Consider the following 15597-nt stretch of genomic DNA (forward strand, 5'->3'; position numbering starts at 1 on the left):
ACGAAGGAGGGGGTCCGAGATGATCTTGGTTCGACAGGAGATCGGCGATGTTCTGCGTGACCTCCGCCTGCAGAAGGGTCGCACGCTCCGGCAGGTGGCCAGCCGCGCCAGCGTCGCGCTCGGCTATCTGAGCGAGGTCGAGCGCGGTCAGAAGGAAGCATCGAGCGAGATCCTCGCCGCGGTGGCCGAAGCCCTCGACGTGCCGATCTCGAGCATCATGCGCGAAGTCGGCGACCGCATCTCCGTGCTGGAGGGGCTGCCGGTGCTCTCGGATGTCGTGCCCGACGACATCGCGGGTCTCGACAACGACCTCATCGCACCCGAGCTCTCGCTGCACTGAGCTTCGCGCGGTCCGATGCGTCGCAGTGAATTCGATCGCGCCGTCGAGGCGGAGTTCGCCGGCCGCGGTCCTGCTCTGATCGACGATCTCGCGCTGGGGCCGCTGGGCGACCGCACCGCGCGCCAGGCATTGGCCGACGGCGAGCCGCCTCGCGCCGTATGGCTCGCGTTGTGCGTCGAGGCCGACGTACCCGAGCCCCGACGTTACGGGGTCGGGCGGCTGGATCCGCGGGAACGCTGACGGTCCCACGTGCGGTCGCCGACGCCGTGCGTGTTCGATGCTGAACCGGATGTTGCGGCGTGTCGTCGAATATTCGTTCGAAACGGGCGTAGTGTCCTGCACAGGTGGTTCATCCCGTCGAGGATCCCCGGATACGGCCCGGTAGCCGACGAATGTCGGAGGCCCTCCGTACCGTGGACAGCGTCGAGAGACACACCATGCCTTGTCGCAGCATCCCGGCACCGAGCCGGGAGCGCGACAGCCTACAGGCGTCGGAAACGCGAGCATAAGGAGCACGCCATGCCATCACCCGCTGACCGCGAGAAGGCCCTCGAATCGGCCCTCGCCCAGATCGACCGTCAGTTCGGAAAGGGATCGGTCATGCGCCTCGGCTCCGACGAGCGCGCGCCCGTCGAGGTCGTGCCGACGGGGTCGATCGCCCTCGACGTCGCTCTCGGCATCGGAGGTCTCCCGCGTGGCCGCATCATCGAGATCTACGGACCCGAGTCATCGGGTAAGACGACGCTGACCCTGCACGCCATCGCCAACGCGCAGCGTGCGGGCGGTATTGCGGCGTTCATCGACGCCGAGCACGCGCTCGACCCGTCTTACGCTCAGAAGCTGGGCGTCGACATCGACGCGTTGCTGGTCTCGCAGCCCGACACAGGTGAACAGGCGCTCGAGATCGCCGACATGCTGATCCGCTCCGGGGCGATCGACCTCGTCGTCATCGACTCCGTCGCTGCGCTCGTTCCCGAGGCCGAGATCAAGGGCGAGATGGGCGACTCTCACGTCGGTCTGCAGGCACGCCTCATGTCGCAGGCGCTCCGCAAGCTGACCGGTGGCCTGAACCAGACCAAGACGACGGCCATCTTCATCAACCAGCTGCGCGAGAAGATCGGTGTCTTCTTCGGCTCGCCCGAGACGACCGCCGGCGGTAAGGCGTTGAAGTTCTACGCGTCGGTTCGCCTCGACATCCGCCGTATCGAGACGCTGAAGGACGGTACCGAAGCGGTCGGCAACCGCACGCGCGTCAAGGTCGTCAAGAACAAGATGGCGCCGCCGTTCAAGCAGGCCGAGTTCGACATCCTCTACGGCGTCGGGATCTCTCGCGAGGGCAGCCTGATCGACTTCGGTGTCGAGCACGGCATCGTCAAGAAGTCGGGCGCCTGGTACACGTACGACGGTGAGCAGCTCGGTCAGGGCAAGGAGAACGCCCGCAACTTCCTGATCAAGAACGCCGACATCGCCGCCGACATCGAGAACAAGATCAAGCAGAAGCTCGATATCGGTCAGCCCGCTGCCCCTGCTCCGGTCCAGGGCGACGACCTCGCGGCGCGCCGCCCGGCGTGAGCGCTACGGATCACGACGGGGGCGAGGCCGAGCGCCTCGCCCCCGTCATCCCGCTCTTCGGGCAAGCGGATGCCGCCCCGTCGGCGCCTCGCCCGCGAAGCGCGCGCGTCCCGGATGACGGCCAGAAGTGGCACACCACCTGGACCACCGAACCGCGAACAGCTGCTTCCCGTCCGTCGCCCGCGGTTCGACCGGCTCCCGTCGAGCCGGCAGCGGTGAGGTCCGCTGACGAAGCCCCCGCGGACGATGCCGCCGTGCGCGCGCGTGCCGAGCGCACGCTGCTCAAACGCCTGCGCGGCAGGTCGCTGTCCGTGCGCGAGGCTCGCGACGTCCTGCGCGAGGCGGAACTCGCCGAGGCTGACGCCGATGCCGTCATCGCCGCTTTCCTCGACAACGGCTATCTCGATGACAGTCGGCTGGCGGAGCAACTGCTCGACGGGGCGCTCGGGCGCAAGGCGCAAGGCGCCACCGCGATCGCGCAGACCCTGTCTCGTCGCGGCCTCGACCGCGAGGTCATCGACATCGCCATGGCGTCGCTGCCCGACGACGAAGCCGAGCGCGCGCTCGAGTTCGCTCGGCAGCGCGCGCGCGGGATGTCGGGGCTCGATCACGACGTCGCACTTCGGCGGTTGCACGGGCAACTCGCGCGCCGGGGCTTCCGCGGGTCCGTCGCGCTGGATGCAGCTCGTCAGGCGCTCTCGGAGCAAGACGGCTGACGGATCCGAACGATCACCGCCGCGCGTTCATTTGCGAGGGCGGTGACGTCGGCCGCTTCTCGGGCCTGTGTTCGCCTGCGACGGCTGCGGCGAGTTCTCGTCGCGTCGAAGCGTTGACTTTCGCCCGCGCCTGGTAGATGTGCGACTCCACGGTCCGCACGGACACGAAGAGGACCTCGGCGATCCTGCGGTTCGACAAGCCGTCTGCGACCAGGTGAGCGATCTCGCGCTCGCGCGTCGTGAGCAGCTTGGACGAGCTGTGGGGTGCGGATACCGCGGCGACGTCGCGACCCTCGCGGATGGATAGGGCTGCGCGCAACCGTTGCAGCGTACCGGCAGACACGGCCATCGCGCGTTCGCCTTCCGCAGCGGCTGACTCGGCGTCGCGCAGCAGCGCCTGCGCGCACGGGGCCTCGACACCCGCGATCGTCCCGCGCATCACGTCGAGCGTCTGCTCCACATGAGGGTGGCCGAGGACCGCGAGACGGTGCACGTCCCGGACCTGAAGCATGACGGCATCCGTCACGCTGCTGAGCGCCCAGGCTTCTGCGGCATGGGCATGCGCCTCACTGAGCCTGCCGTCGGCTGCGGCGACGACCGACGACGTCGCTGCGAAAGACTGCCGCAGCATCCGGCTCGCCGAGGACGACACGTCGATGGCGCCGAGCAACTGCCGCGCCTCCCGCGGATGATCGAACAGAGCGAGGCCGTACGCCGTCTCGAGCTCGATCATCGTGAATGATTCGCCGCCGAGGTGAGGCGCTCGGTCGGCGGCCGCGCGCAGTTCACGTCGCGCGGCGAGGGCGCGGCCACGTCTGACCTCTACCAAGACGGCCGCGAGCGATGCCGCCGCGAGCGCGGGGCCGCCCGCCCGCACGGCCATGTCGCGTTCGAAATTCAGTCGGTCGACCGCTTCACGGTCATCGGTTCCCGCGACGGTGTGGCACGCGAGGTCGTACGAGCGCGCCGCGAGACGATCGAGGGTGTCGTCGAGGTTCGATCCCGACGCGAACGGGCGCAGTGCGCGGTCCAGGGCTTCGCGCATCGCGGTGGTCTCGCCGAGGTAGGCACGGGCCATGCCGGCGAGAAGCTCGACATCGACCCGATCGCGCAGCAGCGATGTGGCCGGATTGCGGCGGACGTGCTCGGTCAAGACGACCGCGTCGCGCAGGCGGAGATCGGCGACGGCCTGGCGGGATCGGACGAGGGCGTCGTCGGGAACGGTGTGATGTCGGTCCGCGGCTGCGCGTTCACCATCGGCGGGCCGCACCGTCACGAGTGCGTGCGCCCGCCGCCGTTCGCTGTCGGCGAGGTCGAGGACCGGTAGCGCCGCGTGCCCGTCATCGAGGCTGGCCGTCGCGACACGGTGCTCGAGCCGGATCGCGGGTGTGTCGACGTCGCTCGTGATCCACGCGGCGTAAGCGCCGGCGTCGGCTGCATCGCCGGCGTCGTTCGCTTCACGGGCCGCGTCGAGGATCACGCGCTCGATGAAGTCCGGCGAGATGCCGTCGAGGTCGGTGGGACGCGCGACGGTGCGCAACCAGCGGTCTGCCAGGAGACGGGCGAGCGGAGCGCTCCACCAGCGACCGTCGTCTCGCAACAGCCGATCCAGCGCCTCGGTGATCACCGCCTCGGATCGCTGTCTGCCGAGTGCGCGCGCTGCAGCGCGCGCCAGCACGCGGTTGGCGCTGAGCCGATGACCTGCGCTGTTGTCGTCGTACACCAGTCCGCATGCCCGCAGTTCGTTCACGACCGACGCGGACACGAGCCGGGTCGCCTCGGAGCGGGAGATGCCGGGCGCTCGATCGATGAGGACGAGCGCACGCAGTTGGTCGTCATCGAGATCTCGCACGTGGGCGTGGAGCGCGGCCGCGAGGGTTTCGTAGGATGCGCCGTCGGCGATGGCTGTGATCGGGTCACGGTCCTCCGCCAGCGCCGCGAGACTCGCGTCGACGAGCGCGCGGAGCAGAAGCCGCGAACCATCTGCCGACCACAGGATCGCGGCGCGCGTCACGCTGTCGAACGGGTCGCCGGGTGCGAACACGGTCAGGAGCCGGTCAGCGTCCCGGGGGGAGAGCCGGGAGAGTTCGATCCGATCGGCCGAGCCTGACAGCCACAGGTCGTGAATGACGTCGACGACCTCGTCGGTCCTGCTCGTGGGGAGGCGAGGCTCGGTCACCGCCATGAGAACGGTCGCACGCCCCGAATGGACCGCTCGGAACAGCGCGGCGAGCGACACCGCGTCGAGCTCTTGCGCGTCGTCCACGACCACGATCGGGGTGGCCGTGGCCGACCCGTCGTGGAGGAGTGCGAGGGCGCGAGGGTCGGATGCCGCCTCGAGCACATTGGCGTAGGTGCGACGGAGCACCGCTGACGCTCGGACGACGACGGGATCGACGCCGCGGCTTTGTAGCACGTCGACGACGCGTGACCGGAGGAAGCTCTTCCCCGATCCGAGCGGCCCGCCCATGACGATCGATCGACCACTGATGAGTGCGCCGGCGACGGCATCCGGCAGCCTCCCGTCTCCGATGACGTCGCCTGTTGCGTCATCTCCGCTTCGAGACTCCTCCGGGCGCTCCCACCCTGCCATGCCTCAGCTCCTCTCCCCAGCGAGATCCGGCTCACGCTCACAACCTACCCAGACGATCCTGGCGCGGCTATCGGTAGGTGCCCCGTGGACTACTGAGGTTGGGCTGAGTTTCTACTGATTCGCGAACACCGCGGTCGCACCACGGCGGCCTGCGGGGGCGGCGCTACTCATTTCTCCACTGAGGCGCCGGTCGATCGCTGTCGTGGCGCTGTCGCCCCGCCCTAGCGTCGCCTCGAATCACACCGGATCCGGCTGACACGAGGCCGGTAGACACGAGGGGAACTCCGACCATGAAAACTGCCACCACACGGGGGACGACCCGCCGCAAGGTCTTCGCCATCGCTGCCGGCGGGGCAGCACTGGGGCTGGGCGTCACCGCCACGCTCGCGGCCTGGACCGACACCGAATGGGTCTTCGGCGGCGACGGCGCCGGCGGCCCCGGGGTCGGCACGTCGACGTTCTCCGTCGAACAGAACACCGTCGCGCCCTACACCACGGCAGCGGACTGGGTGAACGAGCCCGCCAACCCCGGTGGGGAGATCGTCTTCGGTCCGGATGCCCTCGACCTTGCTCCGGGCGACACCGTTTACGCGGCCGTCGCACTGCGCACGGCGCCGGGCTCGGTCGCCGGCGACGTCGATCTGCAGCCCGCCGTTCCGGCGGCAGGCGTGACGACCAACGACACCGCGGGACTGCTCTTCGGCGCGTTGAACGTGCGCGTCGCGACGGCCACGGCCGCCTTCACGTGCGATGCGACCGCCTTCGCCGCAGGGACGACCACGACCCTCATCGCCGACGGCCCGCTCGCGACGACCGGCGGCAGCGCCGGCCAGTCGCTCCTCGAGGACGCCGGCAGTACTCAGGTGTACTGCTTCGAGATCTCGCTCCCCGATCCCCTGACGCTCGCGCCGGGGACGACGATCGACGACTACATGGGGCTGACCGTGGCCCCCGCGTGGGAGTTCCAGGCGGAGTCCTGATCCCATGTCCACGCACGCCATCCTCGACGACGCCTGCGGCGGCTCGAGACGGCGGCGGCATGACTGAGTCGGGGGGAGCCGATCCCGTCGGCCCCTCCCGGCTCGGCCGGATCCGCGATGTCGTGATCACGCTGATCGGCGTGATCGGCATCGTCACGATCGCCTGGCTTCTCGCCGCCTGGCTGTGGGGACTCTCGATCGTCGTCTTCGTCACCGGCTCGATGTCGCCGACCATGCCCGTCGGAACGGCTGCGGTGTCACAGCTGACGGATGCCGCGGACCTGCGTATCGGTGACGTCGTCACGGTGCCTCGCCCCGACACCGGGCAGCCGGTGACGCATCGGATCGTCGCGATCGACGAGGTCGCGGCCGCGCCGGCCCAGCGCGAGCTGACGCTCCAGGGAGACGACAACGAGTTCGCCGACAGCCAGACCTATGTCGTCGATGAAGCGCCTCGCGTGCTCGCGAGCGCGCCCGCACTCGGCTCGGTGGTGCTGTGGGCGCAGACGCCGCCCGTGATGATCGCGGCCAGTGTCGCCATCGCGCTTGCGATCGCCTGGGCGCTCTGGCCCACCCCGACGCGCGCCGACACCGACGCCCACGAGACCTGAACAAGGAGAACCACCCATGAAACGTGCATCGTCGCACGGTCATCGCGTCGCCGTCGTCTCGGCTGCCGCGGGCTCCGTCGCGCTCCTGATGACGGGCACGGTCCTGCTGGCGGGCGCCGCGAACGCGGCCCTCGTGGAGGTGCCCGAGACGGGTACCCCCGGACGCCTCGTGCTCGCCGCCGACCCCTATCCCGCGGAGTTCCGAGATCTGAGCCCTGGCGAGACGCGCGCGTGGCAGGTGCAGGCACGACTGGAGGATGCGTCGACCGCGACTCTCGCGCTCGAGCTGCGGAAAGACGGCGACCTCGTCGCGCACCCGCGGGGCCTCGAGATCGGGGTGCAGTCCTGTGCCGAGGAGTGGACGGGACTGCCCGACGCGCCGGTCTGCGCATCGGGTGCTGCACCCGTGACAGTGGCGTCTCCTACGGACGACTACCGCTTCTCCAGCCCGACCTTCGACCTGCCCGACCTCGCTGCGGCGGAGCCGGTGAGCCTTCTTGTCACGATCGGGGTCGAGGACAGCGACGAAGCCCGCGCCGACACGACCCTGATGGGGCTGACCGGTGACGTCGGTCTCGTGTTGACGGCTGTCGCCATCGACGACACCGTCCCGCCGCAACCGCAGCCCCCGGCGGCACCGGCTCCCGGCTCTGGTCTGCCCGGGCTTCCGGCGACCGGTGGCGACCTGTCCGCTCTGGCCGCCGTTCTGGCGCTCGCCGGAGGATTCCTCGCCGCGGGGCTCGCCCTGCGCCTGCACCGCCGGGAGGCCCGCGCATGAAGACTCGAACCCGATCCGTAGTGGCTATCGCGGCGGTGGCCGTCGTCGGTGTCCCGATGACGGTCACGGCGACGACGGCCGCCTGGAACACGGCGGAGTGGGTACACGGAGAGGTCGGCACTTCCACGCTCGACTGCACCGACGGCACAGGATTCGCCTCCGTCGCCTCCGGCCGCTTCTTGAGCGGTTCGCTCCTCGAGCTCGACCTGGATCCCCTCGCCGACCTCGAGCAGATGGTCCTCGCCCTCGACGGCGCGGGCGACGTCACGGTGTCACCGTCCAACGCGATCGACCTCGGCTCGGCACCGCCGGAATCGTACGTCTACGCCAACCCGTTCGACGTGACGGCTCTCAGCGCGATCAACGTCGACCTGACCGGCTTCACCGTCGGTCTGCCGGGAGCGGCGCTGGGCGCCGTGAACCAGTATGCGAGGGTGACCGCCGACGGTTCGGTGGCAGGTGCGTCCGGGCTCGTCAACGACTCCGGGGCCGTGCTCGTGTCGGACACGACGCCCCCGGCATCCCTGCCCGCACGTGCGCGCGTCGGGCTGAGCGGCATCCTCCCGGCCGTCACCGGGATCGCCGACGCCAACCTCGAGGTCGGCGCGGTCGCGGCCAGCTCGCAGGTCGACGGGTGCGCGCTGCTGCGCGATCAGCTGTGGGGAGAGACGGCGCCCGCGAGCGCCGTCGTGCGGGACTACGGCATCGCCGGGCTCGGACTGCAGCTCGACGCCCCGGTCGTCCAGAGTCTCGTCAGCACGACCACCACCGCCGTGAACACGCTCGGCGGCGTGGTCGGTCAGCTGACCGGGCCGGGCGGGCTCATCGGCTCGTCCATCGGCGCCGGGGTCGACGCCGGGCTGCCCGGCATCCTCACCACGACGGTCGGTGGAAACGTCTCGATCACCGGACTCGACCTCCTCGGATCGGTCGCCACGCTGCTGAACACGCCGCTCACCGACGGGGTCGTCACGATCAACCTGCAGGCGGGCACGATCGACGTCGACCTCGACGCCCTTCTGCCCTCCCTCAACAACGCTGCGCCGAACACCGAGATCGTCCTCAACGACGCCGTGCTGAACCCGATCGTGGATCGCGCCGGCGTCCTGCTGGACAACTGGTCGTCGCAGATCGTCGCCGCGCTCACCGCGGAGCTCCGCGAGGCGACGGTCACGGTCGCGCTCGAAGCCGTCGTGACTGCGCCGGGCATCGGCATCCTTCCCGGCCTGAATGTGCTGACGACTGACATCGGTTTCGTGGGGCCGTTGGGGGCGCTCATCGACGGCACCTCGCCAACGTTGACGGTCACAGCCGAGGCGGCGGGTCTGAGCGGCACGATCGACACCCTCCTACGCGCGTTGGGCCTGGGCACCACCGTGGGCCAGCTTGTCCGGGACGTGTCGGGGCTGGCGACGCCGCTCACGACGGCCGTTGCGAACACCGTCTCGACCACGATCACCGGGGCGCTCACGACCCTCGGCGGCACGCTCGCGACGGCGGTGACCGCAGTCATCACGGCACTCGGTTCCGTGGTCGACGCTCTGCCGTCGGTGGTATCGCTGATGGTCAATGTCCAGCCCGATCAGCCGAACGCGCCGCCGGACGCGACGTTCACGGCGGCGTCGGGCGAGTCGACCGCCGAGTACAAGGTCGCCGCCCTGCGGCTCGGACTGGCGGACGGCCTCGGCGGTATCGCGGCCACGACGTTCGCCACGGCGTCGGCGGGTCCGGTCACTGCGCCCTGACGGTGCCCATCACCGATTGTGGGGTCGGCCTTCGCGGGTCGACCCCACGAGCACGCTCGTAGAATGAGGGAATCATGTCGACTCCCTCGAGCGCACCCACCCTCATCGCGCCGTCGCTCGCGGCGCGCGCCGCCGACGGCCGCCCGCGCACGTACGAGGTGCGCACCTTCGGCTGCCAGATGAACGTCCACGACTCCGAGCGCCTGTCGGGTTCGCTCGAGAGCGCCGGATACCTCCCGGCTGATCCCGGCACCGAGGCCGACGTCATCGTCATCAACACCTGCGCGGTGCGCGACAACGCGGCCGGCAAGCTCTACGGCACCCTCGGGCACCTGAAGTCGCGCAAAGACAAGCACGACGGTATGCAGATCGCCGTCGGCGGATGCCTCGCGCAGATGGACCAGGCGGCCGTCCAGCAGAAGGCGCCGTGGGTCGACGTCGTCTTCGGGACGCACAACATGGGGGCCCTCCCGGGCCTGCTCGAGCGAGCGCGGCACAACGGCGAGGCCGAGCTCGAGATCCTCGAATCGCTCGAGACCTTTCCCTCGACTCTCCCGACGAAGCGCGACTCGGTCTACAGCGGCTGGGTGTCGATCTCGGTCGGATGCAACAACACGTGCACGTTCTGCATCGTGCCGCACCTTCGCGGCAAGGAGAAGGACCGCCGTCCCGGCGACATCCTGAACGAGATCCGTCTGCTGGTCGACGACGGGGCGATCGAGGTCACCCTCCTCGGCCAGAACGTGAACAGCTACGGTGTCGAGTTCGGCGACCGACAGGCGTTCGGCAAGCTCCTGCGCGCAGCGGGGGAGATCCCCGGCCTCGAGCGCATCCGTTTCACGAGTCCGCATCCGGCGGCGTTCACCGACGACGTCATCGACGCCATGGCCGAGACGCCGGCAGTCATGCCGCAGCTGCACATGCCGCTGCAATCGGGCTCCGACAGCATCCTGAAGGCGATGCGCCGGTCGTACCGCAGCTCGAGATTCCTGGGGATCCTCGACCGCGTGCGCGAGCGCATCCCGCACGCGGCGATCTCGACCGACATCATCGTCGGGTTCCCCGGCGAGACCGACGCCGATTTCGAAGACACCCTGCGGGTGGTCGAGCAGTCCCGGTTCGCGAGCGCATTCACCTTCCAGTACTCGATCCGCGAGGGCACACCCGCCGCGACGATGCCCGACCAGGTGCCCAAGGCCGTCGTGCAGGAGCGCTACGAGCGCCTCGTCGCGCTGCAGGACCGCATCGCGCTCGAGGAGAACCAGAAGCAGCTCGGCCGTGAGGTCCAGGTGCTGGTCTCGTCGGCCGAAGGCAAGAAGGGCGCCGAGACGCACCGGCTCACGGGGCGCGCAGAAGACAACCGCCTCGTGCACTTCGAGGTGCCGGAGGGCTCCGATACCCCGCGACCGGGGGATGTCGTGACGGTGACGGTGACGCACGCAGCCCCCTTCCACCTGCTGGCCGACAGCACGGACGGCTCGCCGCTGCGCGTCCGCCGTACCCGAGCCGGCGACGCGTGGGACCGTTCGCTGGCCGAGTCGTGCGGCGTGCCGGCTCCGGCCTCGTCGGATGGCGGTCCGCGCTCCATCTCGCTGGGACTGCCGTCCCTGCGCGTCGGAGTGTGACGACAGCTTCGGGCCCGGGCGCCGGCGGCAGCGAGGCTGCCGGAGCGCCGATCCTGTGGGGCGTCGTCGGGGCGACGGGCACCGGCAAAACGGGTCTCTCCCTCGACCTCGCCGCAGCGCTCGCCGCACGCGGCCGCCCGGCCGAGGTCGTCAACGTCGACGCGATGCAGCTGTACCGCGGCATGGACATCGGGACGGCGAAGCTCCCCGAGACCGAGCGCCGCGGCATCCCGCACCACCTGTTCGATGCGCTCGCCGTCACCGAGGACGCCGCGGTCGCGTGGTACCAGGAAGTCGCGCGCCACACGATCGCGGCGATCCACGGCCGCGGAGCCGACGCGATCCTCGTCGGCGGTTCCGGGCTGTATGCGTCGAGCGTCCTGTTCGACTTCCGCTTCCCGCCGCGCGACGAGGGGCTGCGCGCGATTCTCGAGGACGAACTCGAGCGACACGGTGCCGGACATCTGTTCGCGCGCCTGCGCGCGGCCGACCCGGAGGCGGCCGATCGCATCGACCCGCGGAACGGCCGCCGCATCGTGCGCGCGCTCGAGGTGCTGACATCGGGTGGACAGACGCACGGCGGAGCCCTGCCCGAGGCGCCGGTGCTCTGGATGCCGCGGACGCGGATCATCGGCACGGCGGTACCGCGCGACGAGCTCGTCCCGTTGCTCGACGTGCGTGTGGAACGGATGTGGGCTGCCGGGCTGCTCGACGAGGTCGAGGCGCTGCGACGGCAGGGCCTCGAACGCGGTGTGACGGCGGGCCGGGCGATCGGCTACGCGCAGGCACTCGCGCAGCTGCGCGGCGACCTGAGCGAGGACGAGGCCATCGCCGAGACGCAGGCCCTCACGCGGCGCTACGCGCGCCGGCAGGTCTCGTGGTTCAAGCGCTATGAGAGCGTGCGGTGGGTCGACGCCCGCGAGGTCGACGCGGCGTCCCTCATCGGGGCGGTGGCCGGACCGGGCGAGGCAGCGCCCCGGTCGGAAGGGGAGGAACAGTGAGCATCACCGTGCGCGCATTCGCGCTCGCCGATGAAGAAGCCGTCATCCGGCTCTGGCACGAGGCCGGTCTCACCCGTCCCTGGAACGACCCGCGTGCCGACATCAGGCGGAAACTCACCCTGCAGCCCGAACTCTTCCTCGTGGCCGTCGATCAGCCTGTCGACGGGACGGCTGAAGCCGTCGTCGGCACCGTGATGGCCGGCTACGACGGACACCGCGGCTGGCTCTACTACCTCGCCTCGGCTCGGTCTCACCGGGGGCTCGGCATCGGGCGCCTGCTCGTCACCGAGTCCGAGCGCCTGCTCGAGGCCATGGGGTGTCCGAAGGTGCAGCTCATGGTGCGGCCTGAGAACGAGGCGGTGCGCGGCTTCTACGACGAGCTCGGCTACGAGCCGTTCACCGTGTGGTCCGCGGGCAAGCGCCTCGTCGTCGATGGCCCGGGCGGCCCCGCCTAAGCTGGGCTCATGGCGACTCTCGCGTTCACCAAGGGGCACGGCACCGGCAACGACTTCGTGATCCTGGCCGACCCGGACGGCGACCTCGACCTGAGCGACGCGCAGATCGCAGCGCTCTGCGATCGCCATGTCGGCATCGGCGCCGACGGGCTGCTGCGAGTCGTCCGCTCGGCCGCGATCCCCGAGGGGGCGGATGCCGCTGCCGCCGGCGCTGAGTGGTTCATGGACTACCGCAACGCCGACGGCTCGAAGGCCGAGATGTGCGGCAACGGAACGCGGGTCTTCGCGCGCTACCTCGCCGACGCCGGCCTCGCCTCGATCGATGCCGGCCTCCGCATCGGCACGCGTGCCGGAGTGAAGACGATCACCCGGGTCGACAACGGCTTCGAGGTCGACCTCGGAACCTGGCGGGCCGAAGACGGCGACGTTCTCGTCCGCGCACGCGGGCTCGGCGTCGCCCGCCCCGGGCAGGGGATCGACGTCGGCAACCCCCACGTCGTCGTGGCGCTCGCCGGGGAGGATGAACTCGAGGGCCTCGACCTGACGGTACAGCCCACCCTCGAGCCTCGTCCGTCCGCCGGCGCGAACGTCGAGTTCGTCGTTCCGGCCGAGCCGCTCGTTCAGAACGGTGTCGGGGCCATCCGGATGCGCGTCCACGAGCGCGGCGTGGGAGAGACCCTGTCGTGCGGCACCGGGGTCGCGGCATCCGCTCTGGCCGTGCGTCACTGGGCCGGGGCTGCGGCACCCGACCGCTGGACCGTCGACGTGCCGGGCGGAACGCTGGGCGTGCGCATCGTGCGGCAGGCCGATGGCGAGCACGTGCTGCTCTCGGGCCCCGCGACGCTGGTCTTCTCGGGGCAGGTCACCCTCGCCGACTGATCCGAGCGCCGCGGTTTCCGGACGGCCCGTGGTCAGGGCAGTTCGATCGCGCCCGTCGGGGGAGTGCCGTGCCGGCGCACCCGAAGCACGCGGAATCCGCGTCCGGTCGCGGCGCGCGAGACGCCGTAGCCGTCGTCGAACGTCGCGGCCAGCCAGCGCTGGAGGGAATCCGAACCGAGGTTGCGCTGCACGACGAGCCACGCGTCGCTGCGTTCAGCCAGACGGGGTATCCAGCGCTGCAGCATCCCGTGGAGCTCGTTCTTGCCCACGCGGATCGGCGGGTTGGAGCGGATGGTCCGGAATACGACGTCGTCGGGAACATCGTCGGGCAGGACGGCGTTGACGTTATCGAGTCCCAGATCAGCGGCGTTGCGTCGCACCAGGTCGAGAGCCCGTTCGTTGACATCGACGGCCCACACCGTGGCGTGAGGCGACTCCAGAGCCAGCGACAGCGAGATCGGCCCCCAGCCGCAGCCGAGGTCGAGGAAATCACCACCGGACGGTGCCGGCGGAGTATTGGCCAGAAGAACCCCTGTACCCGAATCCACGTGGTCAGGGCTGAACACCCCGCCCGCGGTCGTGACCTCGACGGCGTGACCCGCGAGGGTCACGCGGATACGGCGGAGGTTCTGTTCGCTGGACGGGGACGCGCTGAAGTAATGATCGCTCCCCATGCATCCGAGCGTATCGGAGCCGGACGTACCGGCGGGAGACTAGAATTCACGGATGCCCGGGCACGGGCATCCCGGGAAGAGAGTTATGACGCATATCACCACCCCCGACGGCGACGGCGACATCGCGGTGGACCCGGTCGATCGCGTGCTCGCGAGCGCGGAGACGCGCTCGTCGATCCGCGTCTTCGGCGGCGCGCAGGCGCTGCAGGATGAGTCGACGGTGTCGTACGGAGACACCGACGGCGACCAGTGGGATCGCGAGGAGCGCGCGGCGCTGCGCCGTGTCCCCGGTCTGTCCACAGAGCTCGAGGACGTCACCGAGGTCGAGTACCGACAGCTGCGACTCGAGAACGTCGTGCTCGTCGGCGTGTATCCCCAGGGGTCGCACGAGGACGCGGAGAACTCGCTGCGCGAGCTCGCGGCCCTGGCCGAGACCGCCGGTGCGGTCGTGCTCGACGGCGTTCTGCAGCGGCGACCGCATCCTGACCCCGCCACCTACATCGGACGCGGCAAGGCAGCCGAGCTGCGCGACCTCGTCGCCGCCGTCGGTGCCGACACCGTGATCGCCGACACCGAGCTGGCACCGAGCCAGCGGCGCGCCCTGGAGGATGTCGCGAAGGTCAAGGTCATCGACCGCACCACGGTCATCCTCGACATCTTCAGCCAGCACGCCAAGAGTCGTGAGGGCAAGGCCCAGGTCGAGCTCGCACAGCTCGAGTACCTCCTGCCGCGTCTGCGCGGATGGGGCGAGTCGATGAGCCGCCAGGCCGGTGGCCAGGTCGGCGCGGGCGGTGCGGGCATGGGCTCGCGCGGTCCCGGTGAGACGAAGATCGAGCTCGATCGGCGCCGCATCCGCACCCGCATGGCGCAGCTGCGCAAGCAGATCCGGGAGTTCGCGCCGTCGCGCGAGGCGAAGCGGGCCGAGCGTCGGCGCAACACGATCCCCTCAGTGGCGATCGCCGGTTACACCAACGCCGGCAAGTCCAGCCTGCTGAACCGGCTGACGAGCGCGGGTGTCCTGGTCGAGAACGCTCTGTTCGCGACGCTGGATGCCACGGTGCGTCGGGCCGAGGCCGCCGACGGGCGCGTGTTCACGCTCACCGACACCGTCGGCTTCGTCCGCAATCTCCCGCACCAGCTCGTCGAGGCGTTCCGGTCCACGCTCGAGGAGGTCTCGGGCGCGGACGTCATCGTCCACGTCGTCGACGGCTCGCATCCCGACCCCGCCGCGCAGCTCGCGACCGTCCGCGACGTGATGGGCGACGTGGGCGCTCGCGCCACCCGCGAGCTCGTCGTGTTCAACAAGGCCGACCTCGTCGACGACGATGCGCGGCTGCTGCTGCGCGGGCTCGAGCCGACGGCCCATTTCGTGTCGTCGCGCACGGGTGAGGGCATCGACGAGCTGCGCGCCGCGATCGAGGATGCGCTGCCGCTGCCGGCGGTGGAGGTGCGCGCTCTCGTGCCGTACGACCGTGGCGACCTGATCTCGGCCGTGCACGAGAGTGGCCACATCGTCGCCACCTCGCACGAGGAGGACGGCACGGCCGTGCACGCGCACGTCTCCGAGCGTCTCGCGGCTGAGCTCGCGCCCTACGCCGTCTGAGCCCGCGGTCGGCGATACACCTGCA

Annotated in this window: 15 protein-coding genes; 13 read left to right on the forward strand and 2 right to left on the reverse strand. The window is 70.3% G+C overall.

Annotation, left to right across the window (positions count from 1 at the left end):
- Nucleotides 1–19: 19 nt before the first annotated feature.
- From P6897_RS05035 to P6897_RS05050, 4 genes are all read left to right on the forward strand, one after another.
- A complete protein-coding gene (locus P6897_RS05035; RefSeq protein ID WP_112613753.1) occupies nt 20–340 on the forward strand; it encodes a helix-turn-helix transcriptional regulator in 321 nt (106 codons plus the stop codon).
- 15 nt (nt 341–355) lie between these two features.
- A complete protein-coding gene (locus P6897_RS05040) occupies nt 356–580 on the forward strand; it encodes a DUF3046 domain-containing protein (RefSeq protein ID WP_112613755.1) in 225 nt (74 codons plus the stop codon).
- A 279-nt stretch (nt 581–859) separates the two neighbouring features.
- Entirely contained in the window at nt 860–1912 is a 1053-nt protein-coding gene (gene recA / locus P6897_RS05045) for a recombinase RecA (protein ID WP_274177548.1), read from the forward strand.
- Nucleotides 1909–2628 (forward strand): regulatory protein RecX, encoded by a 720-nt coding sequence (locus P6897_RS05050; protein WP_282502287.1) that lies wholly within the window; start codon nt 1909–1911, stop codon nt 2626–2628. Before recA ends, P6897_RS05050 begins: the two co-directional genes overlap by 4 nt.
- 13 nt (nt 2629–2641) lie before the next feature.
- On the opposite strand, the gene P6897_RS05055 is transcribed toward P6897_RS05050, so the two are convergent.
- Nucleotides 2642–5221: a LuxR C-terminal-related transcriptional regulator gene (locus tag P6897_RS05055; protein WP_282502288.1), complete on the reverse strand. Its 2580-nt coding sequence runs from the start codon at nt 5219–5221 to the stop codon at nt 2642–2644.
- Nucleotides 5222–5511: 290 nt separating this feature from the next.
- Between P6897_RS05055 and P6897_RS05060 the strand changes: the two genes are divergently transcribed.
- The 8 genes from P6897_RS05060 to dapF all read left to right on the forward strand — a co-directional run bounded on the left by P6897_RS05060 (nt 5512) and on the right by dapF (nt 13295).
- Complete coding sequence (locus tag P6897_RS05060; RefSeq protein WP_282502289.1) at nt 5512–6201, forward strand: SipW-dependent-type signal peptide-containing protein; 690 nt, start codon at nt 5512–5514, stop codon at nt 6199–6201.
- Nucleotides 6202–6260: 59 nt separating this feature from the next.
- Complete coding sequence (locus P6897_RS05065; protein WP_282502290.1) at nt 6261–6812, forward strand: signal peptidase I; 552 nt, start codon at nt 6261–6263, stop codon at nt 6810–6812.
- Between the two features lie 16 nt (nt 6813–6828).
- Nucleotides 6829–7590, forward strand: a complete 762-nt coding sequence (locus P6897_RS05070) for a hypothetical protein (protein WP_282502291.1) — start codon at nt 6829–6831, stop codon at nt 7588–7590.
- Nucleotides 7587–9335 (forward strand): choice-of-anchor G family protein, encoded by a 1749-nt coding sequence (locus P6897_RS05075; protein ID WP_282502292.1) that lies wholly within the window; start codon nt 7587–7589, stop codon nt 9333–9335. Before P6897_RS05070 ends, P6897_RS05075 begins: the two co-directional genes overlap by 4 nt.
- 74 nt (nt 9336–9409) lie before the next feature.
- A complete protein-coding gene (miaB, locus tag P6897_RS05080) occupies nt 9410–10960 on the forward strand; it encodes a tRNA (N6-isopentenyl adenosine(37)-C2)-methylthiotransferase MiaB (RefSeq protein ID WP_282502293.1) in 1551 nt (516 codons plus the stop codon).
- On the forward strand, nt 10957–11961 hold the full coding sequence (miaA, locus tag P6897_RS05085; protein WP_282502294.1) for a tRNA (adenosine(37)-N6)-dimethylallyltransferase MiaA: 1005 nt from the start codon (nt 10957–10959) through the stop codon (nt 11959–11961). Before miaB ends, miaA begins: the two co-directional genes overlap by 4 nt.
- Nucleotides 11958–12416: a GNAT family acetyltransferase gene (locus tag P6897_RS05090; protein WP_282502295.1), complete on the forward strand. Its 459-nt coding sequence runs from the start codon at nt 11958–11960 to the stop codon at nt 12414–12416. Before miaA ends, P6897_RS05090 begins: the two co-directional genes overlap by 4 nt.
- Nucleotides 12417–12425: 9 nt before the next feature.
- Entirely contained in the window at nt 12426–13295 is an 870-nt protein-coding gene (gene dapF / locus P6897_RS05095; RefSeq protein ID WP_274177558.1) for a diaminopimelate epimerase, read from the forward strand.
- Nucleotides 13296–13327: 32 nt separating this feature from the next.
- Here the strand turns inward: dapF and P6897_RS05100 are convergent, their stop codons facing one another.
- The gene (locus P6897_RS05100; RefSeq protein WP_112613779.1) at nt 13328–13969 is read right to left on the reverse strand and encodes a methyltransferase; all 642 of its coding nucleotides are present in this window, start codon (nt 13967–13969) and stop codon (nt 13328–13330) included.
- An 85-nt stretch (nt 13970–14054) separates the two neighbouring features.
- Here P6897_RS05100 and hflX point away from each other — a divergent pair, with 85 nt between their 5' ends.
- Nucleotides 14055–15572, forward strand: a complete 1518-nt coding sequence (gene hflX / locus P6897_RS05105; RefSeq protein WP_274177560.1) for a GTPase HflX — start codon at nt 14055–14057, stop codon at nt 15570–15572.
- The last annotated feature ends 25 nt before the right edge of the window (nt 15573–15597 follow it).

Source organism: Microbacterium sp. BDGP8 (assembly GCF_029991045.1).
Classification (GTDB): Bacteria; Actinomycetota; Actinomycetes; order Actinomycetales; family Microbacteriaceae; genus Microbacterium; species Microbacterium plantarum.

Bases quoted from the DNA above. Each gene is read 5' to 3' on its own strand.
- P6897_RS05060 (WP_282502289.1), top strand. From the start codon at position 5,512: ATGAAAACTGCCACCACACGGGGGACGACCCGCCGCAAGGTCTTCGCC.
- P6897_RS05075 (WP_282502292.1), top strand. From the start codon at position 7,587: ATGAAGACTCGAACCCGATCCGTAGTGGCTATCGCGGCGGTGGCCGTC.
- P6897_RS05070 (WP_282502291.1), top strand. From the start codon at position 6,829: ATGAAACGTGCATCGTCGCACGGTCATCGCGTCGCCGTCGTCTCGGCT.
- P6897_RS05100 (WP_112613779.1), bottom strand. From the start codon at position 13,969: ATGGGGAGCGATCATTACTTCAGCGCGTCCCCGTCCAGCGAACAGAAC.
- P6897_RS05055 (WP_282502288.1), bottom strand. From the start codon at position 5,221: ATGGCAGGGTGGGAGCGCCCGGAGGAGTCTCGAAGCGGAGATGACGCA.
- dapF (WP_274177558.1), top strand. From the start codon at position 12,426: ATGGCGACTCTCGCGTTCACCAAGGGGCACGGCACCGGCAACGACTTC.
- recA (WP_274177548.1), top strand. From the start codon at position 860: ATGCCATCACCCGCTGACCGCGAGAAGGCCCTCGAATCGGCCCTCGCC.
- P6897_RS05040 (WP_112613755.1), top strand. From the start codon at position 356: ATGCGTCGCAGTGAATTCGATCGCGCCGTCGAGGCGGAGTTCGCCGGC.
- P6897_RS05035 (WP_112613753.1), top strand. From the start codon at position 20: ATGATCTTGGTTCGACAGGAGATCGGCGATGTTCTGCGTGACCTCCGC.
- hflX (WP_274177560.1), top strand. From the start codon at position 14,055: ATGACGCATATCACCACCCCCGACGGCGACGGCGACATCGCGGTGGAC.
- miaB (WP_282502293.1), top strand. From the start codon at position 9,410: ATGTCGACTCCCTCGAGCGCACCCACCCTCATCGCGCCGTCGCTCGCG.
- P6897_RS05065 (WP_282502290.1), top strand. From the start codon at position 6,261: ATGACTGAGTCGGGGGGAGCCGATCCCGTCGGCCCCTCCCGGCTCGGC.